The following is a 7175-nucleotide window of genomic DNA, read 5'->3' as shown; positions in this document are numbered from 1 at the left end:
GCCGATCAGCTTGATGTAGGCCATCCCGCCGGTGGTGAAGCCGGCCACCACGATGATCAGCAACAGCGCGGCGGCGGTGATGATCCGACCGGTGCGTTGCAGGCCGGCGGCGACCGAGGCGGTGTTGATCGCCGGCAGGGTGAGGGTGGTCCGCACCGGCGGCGGCTTCGGGCTGCCCCGCACCGCGCTGACCGGCCGGGTGTCGTGGTGCACCGGGTGCTCGGGGAAGACCGACGCCACGTGCCCGTCCTCGCCGACGCCCAGCATCAGCACGTCGAAGTGGGGCAGCGCGGCATGGCCGGGCCGGGCGGCCCGGGCCAGCTCCTCGGCGTACGCGGCGGCCCCGGCCTCCGGGTCGTCGCCGGTCGGGCCGTCGGTGGCCGGCATCGGGTGCACCCGGGCCGGGTCCAGCGGCATCGCGTCCAGCAGCGCGGCGCGGGCCTGCGTCTCGTTGCGCTCCGGGTCGCCCGCCGGCAGGAAACGCTCGTCGCCCCACCAGACGTCCACCCGGGACCAGTCGACGGCGTCGTGGGCGGGCAGTGCGCCCACCGCCCGGTAGACCGCGGCGGCGATCCGCCCCCCGGTCAGCACGATCGACGCCGCGCCCCGCTCCGCCTGCGCGTCGAGCAGCTTCACCACCAGCCGGGCCGCCACCGCCTGCGCCAGCAGGTCGGCGTCGGCGTGCACGGCGACACTCGCCTCACTCATGTTGGCCTTTCCTGACCGCGCGACGCGGTCCTGCTCGTCGTGGCGGAAACCGGTCGGTCCGCCGGGTGCCGGTGTCACCGGGGATCTCGTCGTGCCGCGCCGCCCGCCGTGGCGGGCCGGCACCGTACGCCGGTGGGCGGCCCCGCAGGACCGCCCACCGCGTACGGGTCAGGATGCCGTGCTGGTGCCGGCGTGCGCGCTGACGCCCGCCTCCGCCCGCCGCGCGGTGGCCGGGTCCTTCCAGACGTGCACCCGCTGCGCCGGGCGCTGCTCCAGGCCGGACAGGCCGGCCGCCGCGCCCAACGCCTCGGCGTACACCTGGTCGGTGTCGAGCCGGCGCAGCTCCTCGGCCAGCTCGTCGCCGAGTGGCCGCCGCACCAGCGGCAGCACCCGGTCGTCCTGGCCGGTACGCCGGAAGGTCGCCAGGCTGTCGTCCCGGGTCAGCGTCAGCTCGTCGCCGTTGGCGCAGCGCAGCTGCACCTGACGCATCCTCGGGTGGTCGTCGGTGTGCTGCCACTGCGGGTCGATGCCGAGCCGGGCGGCCAGCCAGCCCCGCATCAGCGCCGCCGTCGGGTCGGTCCGCGGGGCCACCACGGTCGCCTCGGTGACCCGTGCCTCGGTGGTGTCGAACGCCCCGGCGACCAGGGTGCGCCACGGGGTGATCCGGGTCCACGCCAGGTCGGTGTCGCCGGGGGCGTAGTCCCGGGCCCGTTCCCGCAGCGCCTCGATCGGGTCGACGGCCTGCGCGCAGTCGGTGATCCGCCGGTCGGCGACCACCCCGAGGAAGTCGGTGGCGATCTCCGCCGGTGGTTCGCCGTGCCACCAGGTGACCACCGGCACGTCCGGCACCAGCAGCGGCATCACCACCGACTCGGCGTGCAGGGCGAGCCGGCCGTACATCCGGGTCACCACCGCCTCGCACGGGCCCAGCCGGCCGCCGACGACGATCTCCGCGTCCAACCGGTTGCGTTCCCGCTCCACGTCGGCGCGCACGACGACGAGCAGCCGGCACGGGTGGGCGGCGGCGGCGATGGTGGCCGCCGCCTCCGCGTCCCGGACCCGCTTCTCGTCGACCACGACGATCAGGGTGAGCGCCATCCCGCTGGCCACCCCGCCCGCGCTGCGCCGTTCGGCGGCGAGCGCCTTGACCACCTCGTTGCCGGTGGTGTCCCACAGCCCGATCACTGGTGCCTCCCGGTCCGCCCGCTGTGCCTGCTACCTACCTGCCCGTTCACGCCCGCCGCCAGGCGCGGCCCTCGCGGGCCAGCATCTCGTCGGCGGCCCGGGGACCCCACTCGCCGGACCGGTACGGCTCCGGCTTGGTGCCCTCCCAGGCGTGCTCCAGCGGGTCCACCACCGCCCAGCTCTGCTCCACCTCGGCGGCGTCCGGGAAGAGCGTCCGGTCGCCGATCAGTACGTCGAGCACCAGCCGCTCGTACGCCTCGGGGCTGGACTCGGTGAACGCCTCGCCGTACTGGAAGTCCATCGCGATGTCGCGGACCTCCATCGTGGTGCCCGGCACCTTGGAGCCGAACTTGAGCACCACGCCCTCGTCCGGCTGCACCCGGATGACGAGCTGGTTGGGGCCGAGGGACTCCATGTCGGCGGCGTTGAACGGCAGGTGCGGCGCCTTCTTGAACATGATGGCCACCTCGGTGACCCGTCGGGGCAGCCGCTTGCCCGCCCGGATGTAGAACGGCACCCCGGCCCAGCGCCGGTTCTGGATGCCCAGCTCCACGGCGACGTACGTCTCGGTGTTCGAGTCGGCGGGGACGCCCTCCTCGTCGAGGTAGCCGACGGCCCGCTGGCCGCCCACCCAGCCGGGCAGGTACTGGCCGCGTACGGTGCCCCGGGCCACGTCCTTCGGCAGGGTGATCGCCTTGAGCACCTTCAGCTTCTCGGCCCGGATCTCGTCGGCGTCGAAGCTGGTGGGCTCCTCCATGGCGACCAGGGCGAGCAGCTGGAGCAGGTGGTTCTGGAGCACGTCCCGGGCGGTGCCGACCGAGTCGTAGAAGCCGGCCCGGGTGCCGATGCCGACGTCCTCGGCCATGGTGATCTGCACCGAGTCGACGTACTTGGAGTTCCACAGCGGCTCGAAGAGGTTGTTGGCGAACCGCAGGGCGAGGATGTTCTGGACCGTCTCCTTGCCGAGGTAGTGGTCGATCCGGAAGACGTCCTGCCGGGTGAACACGTCGTCGACCAGATCGTTGAGTTCCTTCGCCGAGGGCAGGTCGTTGCCGAACGGCTTCTCCACCACCACCCGCCGCCAGCCGCCGCACTTCTCGTTGTCGGCCATCCCGGTGCGGGCCAGTTGCTTGAGCACCACCGGGAAGGCAGTCGGGGGGATGGAGAAGTAGAACGCGGCGTTGCCGTGGATGCCGTGGCTGTCGCGCAGCTGGTTCAGCGTCGCGGCGAGCTTGTCGAAGGCGGCGTCGTCGTCGAACGAGCCACCGACGAACTTGATGTTGCCGGCCAGCCGGCCCCACACCTCCTCGCGCCACGGTGTCCGGGCGTGCTGCTTGGCCGACTCGTGGGCCAGCGCCTCGAAGTCGCCGTCGCCCCAGTCGCGCCGGGCGAAGCCCAGCACCACGAAACCGGGGGGCAGCAGCCCCCGGTTGGCCAGGTCGTAAACCGCCGGCAGCAGCTTCTTGCGCGCCAGGTCACCGGTCACCCCGAAGATCACCAGGGCGCACGGCTCCGGGATCCGGGGGAGTCGTCGGTCCTGCGCGTCGCGCAGCGGATTCACGCCGCCTCCTCGCTCCGTGTGGTCCATGTCGTCCATCGTCACGCCCGCCATCGTCCGATCGCATCCAGCAGCCGGGCCGGCCCGGCCGGCCTGTCGGTCAGGTGCGGCGGTGGCACCGGCCCGGGTCGGCCGGCAGGTGCCACCGGGCCGCCCCGCGTGCGCGGGACGGCCCGTACGGCAGCGGGCGCGGTCGATACGACCGCGTCCGCCCCGTGCACCGCGAGACCGGCGGCGGCATCGGCCGGGCCGGTCAACAGGTCACTCACATCGCCACCCCGTCGGGGTGCCGGCGGCGTGGGGCGTCGCGGGGACCGGCCCCGCGACGCGTCCGACGCCGTTGGTCACGCGTTCCCGCCGGCCCGCTGGGCCGCGTCGGCGTTGCCCTTGGCGGCCTTGTTCGGGGCGCCGGTGCCCTGCGCCGCGGCGGCCAGCGACTTGCGGACGCCGTCGAGCAGCTCGCTCCAGCTCGCCTCGAACTTCTCCACGCCCTCCCGCTCCAGGGTGGCGATCACGTCGTCCATGTCGATGCCGACGGCGGCCAGGTCGGCGAAGACCTGCCGGGCCGCGTCGTACGCGCCGGTGATGGTGTCGCCCCGGGTCTCCCCGTGCTCGGCGTACGCCGTCACGACCGACTCCGGCATGGTGTTGACGGTGCCCGGCGCGATCAGCTCCTCGACGTAGATCACGTCGCGGTAGTCCGGGTTCTTGGTCGAGGTCGACGCCCACAGCGGGCGCTGCGGGTGGGCGCCGGCGTCGGCCAGGGCCTGCCACCGGTCGGAGGAGAAGACCTCGGTGTAGCGCTCGTAGGCGAGCTGGGCGTTGGCCACGGCGGCCTTGCCGCGCAGCGCCTTGGCCTCGTCGGAGCCGATCTTGTCCAGTCGCTTGTCGATCTCGGAGTCGACCCGGGAGACGAAGAACGAGGCCACCGAGCCGATGGTGGACAGGTCGTGGCCGTTGGCCTTCGCCTGCTCCAGGCCGGCGAGGAACGCCTCCATCACCGCCGAGTAGCGGTCCAGCCCGAAGATCAGCGTGACGTTGACGCTGATCCCCTCGGCCAGGGTCGCGGTGATCGCCGCCAGCCCCTCCTCGGTGGCCGGGATCTTGATGAACAGGTTCGGCCGGTCCACCAGCCACCACAGCGCCTTGGCCTCGGCGACCGTCCGGTCGGCGTCGTGGGCGACCCGCGGGTCGACCTCGATGGAGACCCGCCCGTCGACCCCGGCGCTGCCGTCGTACGACGGGCGCATCACGTCGCACGCCCAGCGCACGTCGTAGGTGGTGAGCATCCGGACGGCCTCTTCGACCTCGATGCCCCGGGTGGCGAGGTCCTTCAACTGCCAGTTGTACTCGTCGGCGTCGCTGAGCGCCTTGGCGAAGATGGTCGGGTTGGTGGTCACCCCGGCCACGTGCTGCTCGCGGCGGAGCCGGTCCAGCCCGCCGGAGCTCAGTCGTACCCGGGAAAGGTCGTCGAGCCAGACCGCCACTCCGGCGGCGGTGAGGTCACCCAGTCTGTCCGTCATGTCGTCCACACTCCCTCAGTTGCCGGTCGTGAAACCGGTGATGTCGCCCACCCGGGTCAGCGCCGCGTGCGCGGCGGCGACGATCCGGTCGGGGGTGAAGCCGAACTGCTCGAACAGCACGGTGTGCGGGGCGCTGGCCCCGTAGTGCTCCAGGCTGACGCTCTCGCCCAGGTCGCCGACGACGCCCCGCCAGGACATCCCGATCCCGGCCTCGACGCTCACCCGGGCCTGCACCCCGCGCGGCAGCACCGACTCCCGGTACGCCTCGTCCTGCTCGTAGAACCACTCCTGGCAGGGCATCGACACCACCCGGGTGGGGGTGCCGTCGGCCTCCAGCCGCTCCCGGGCGGTGAGGCAGAGCTGCACCTCGGAACCGGTGCCCACGATGATCACCTGCGGCTTGCCGCTCGACGCCTCGGCCAGCACGTAGCCGCCCTTGGCGGTGCCCTCGGCGCCCGCGTACCGCTCCCGGTCCAGGGTCGGCAGCGGCTGCCGGCTCAGCGCCAGCGCGGTCGGCCGGTCGGTGTGCTCCAGCGCCTGCCGCCACGCCCAGGCGGTCTCGTTGGCGTCGGCCGGGCGGACCACGTCGAGGCCGGGGATGGCGCGCAGCGCGGTCAGGTGCTCCACCGGCTGGTGGGTCGGGCCGTCCTCGCCGAGACCGATCGAGTCGTGCGTCCAGACGTACGTCACCGGCAGCTTCATCAGGGCGGCGAGCCGCACCGAGGGGCGCATGTAGTCGCTGAACACCAGGAAGGTGCCGCCGTACGGGCGGGTGCCGCCGTGCAGGGCGATGCCGTTGAGGATCGCGCCCATGGCGTGCTCGCGGATGCCGAAGTGCAGCGTGCGGCCGTACTCGTGGCCGGGGAAGTCCTTGGTGGCGTGGGCGGCCGGGATGAACGACGGCTCGCCCTTCATGGTGGTGTTGTTGCTCTCGGCCAGGTCGGCCGAGCCGCCCCACAGCTCCGGCAGCACCGGGGCGAGCGCCTCCAGCACCTTGCCGGAGGCGGCCCGGGTGGCCACGCCCTTGGCGTCGGCGGGGAAGGTCGGCAGCGCGTCCGTCCAGCCCTGCGGCAGGACCCGGCCGGCGATCCGGTCGTAGAGCGCCTTGCGCTCCGGGTTGGCCTGCGCCCAGCTGTCGAACTCGCCGGTCCACGCCTGCTCGGCCTCGGTGCCCCGGGTCAGCACCCCCCGGGCGTGCGCGAGCACCTCCTCGTCGACCTGGAAGCTCTGCTGCGGGTCGAAGCCGAGGATCTCCTTGGTGGCCTTCACCTCGTCGCCGCCGAGCGCCGAGCCGTGGATCTTGCCGGTGTTCTTCTTGTTGGGCGCGGGCCAGCCGATGATGGTGCGCAGCGCGATGAACGAGGGACGGGCGGTCTCCGCCTTCGCCGCCAGCAGCGCCTGGTAGAGCGCCTCCACGTCCTCGTGGTAGTCGCCCTGGTCGGCGTCGCCGGCCCGCCAGTCGACGGTCTGCACGTGCCAGCCGTACGCCGCGTAGCGGGCCGCCACGTCCTCGCTCTTGGCGATGCGGGTGTCGTCCTCGATGGAGATCTCGTTGTCGTCGTAGATCAGCGTGAGGTTGCCCAGCTGCTGGTGCCCGGCCAGCGCGCTCGCCTCGTGGCTGATGCCCTCCTCGATGTCGCCGTCGGAGGCGATGCACCAGATCTGGTGGTCGAAGACCGAGGTGCCCGGCTCGCTCTCCGGGTCGAACAGGCCCCGCTCGCGGCGGGCCGCCATCGCCATGCCCACCGCGTTGCCCAGGCCCTGACCGAGCGGGCCGGTGGTGGTCTCGACCCCGGGGGTGTGGCCGTGCTCCGGGTGGCCCGGGGTGAGCGAGCCCCACTGCCGCAGCGACTTCAGGTCGTCCAGGCTCAGCGGGTAGCCGGAGAGGAAGAGCTGGATGTAGAGCGTGAGGCTGGAGTGCCCGGCGGACAGGACGAACCGGTCCCGGCCGGGCCAGTTCGGGTCGGCCGGATTGTGCCGCATCACCCGGTTGAACAGCAGGTACGCCGCGGGCGCGAGGCTCATCGCGGTGCCGGGGTGGCCGTTGCCGGATTTCTCCACGGCATCCATGGCCAGAACGCGGACGGTGTCGACGGCCCGGCGGTCGAGGTCGGTCCAGTTGAGTGCGGGTCGGTTGGCAGCCACTATGGTTGTGCTCCTCGGCAGATGGGCGGAACCCTCACTGGTGACCCTATCGAGCG

At 72.9% G+C, this 7175-nt stretch carries 5 protein-coding genes; all 5 read right to left on the bottom strand.

Annotation, left to right across the window (positions count from 1 at the left end; translation table 11 throughout):
- The coding region (gene pgl, locus H1A17_RS24385) for a 6-phosphogluconolactonase (RefSeq protein ID WP_194822977.1) at window positions 1-708 on the bottom strand (708 nt) is incomplete at its 3' end.
- A gap of 168 nt (window positions 709-876) precedes the next feature.
- Window positions 877-1893 carry a glucose-6-phosphate dehydrogenase assembly protein OpcA gene (locus H1A17_RS24380; RefSeq protein WP_145920867.1) on the bottom strand — a complete coding sequence of 339 codons (1017 nt, stop codon included), beginning with the start codon at window positions 1891-1893 and terminating at the stop codon, window positions 877-879.
- A gap of 46 nt (window positions 1894-1939) precedes the next feature.
- Window positions 1940-3481 carry a glucose-6-phosphate dehydrogenase gene (zwf, locus tag H1A17_RS24375; protein ID WP_145920866.1) on the bottom strand — a complete coding sequence of 514 codons (1542 nt, stop codon included), beginning with the start codon at window positions 3479-3481 and terminating at the stop codon, window positions 1940-1942.
- A gap of 314 nt (window positions 3482-3795) precedes the next feature.
- The gene (gene tal / locus H1A17_RS24370; protein WP_145920864.1) at window positions 3796-4974 is read right to left on the bottom strand and encodes a transaldolase; all 1179 of its coding nucleotides are present in this window, start codon (window positions 4972-4974) and stop codon (window positions 3796-3798) included.
- Window positions 4975-4989: 15 nt separating this feature from the next.
- A complete protein-coding gene (tkt, locus tag H1A17_RS24365) occupies window positions 4990-7119 on the bottom strand; it encodes a transketolase (RefSeq protein WP_194822976.1) in 2130 nt (709 codons plus the stop codon).
- Window positions 7120-7175: the final 56 nt, after the last annotated feature.

It is taken from the genome of Micromonospora sp. S-DT3-3-22 (assembly GCF_015354745.1).
Lineage (GTDB): Bacteria > Actinomycetota > Actinomycetes > Mycobacteriales > Micromonosporaceae > Micromonospora > Micromonospora wenchangensis.
The sequence above is the reverse complement of the archived record's forward strand: the minus strand, read 5'-3'. Positions and strand labels throughout refer to the sequence as shown.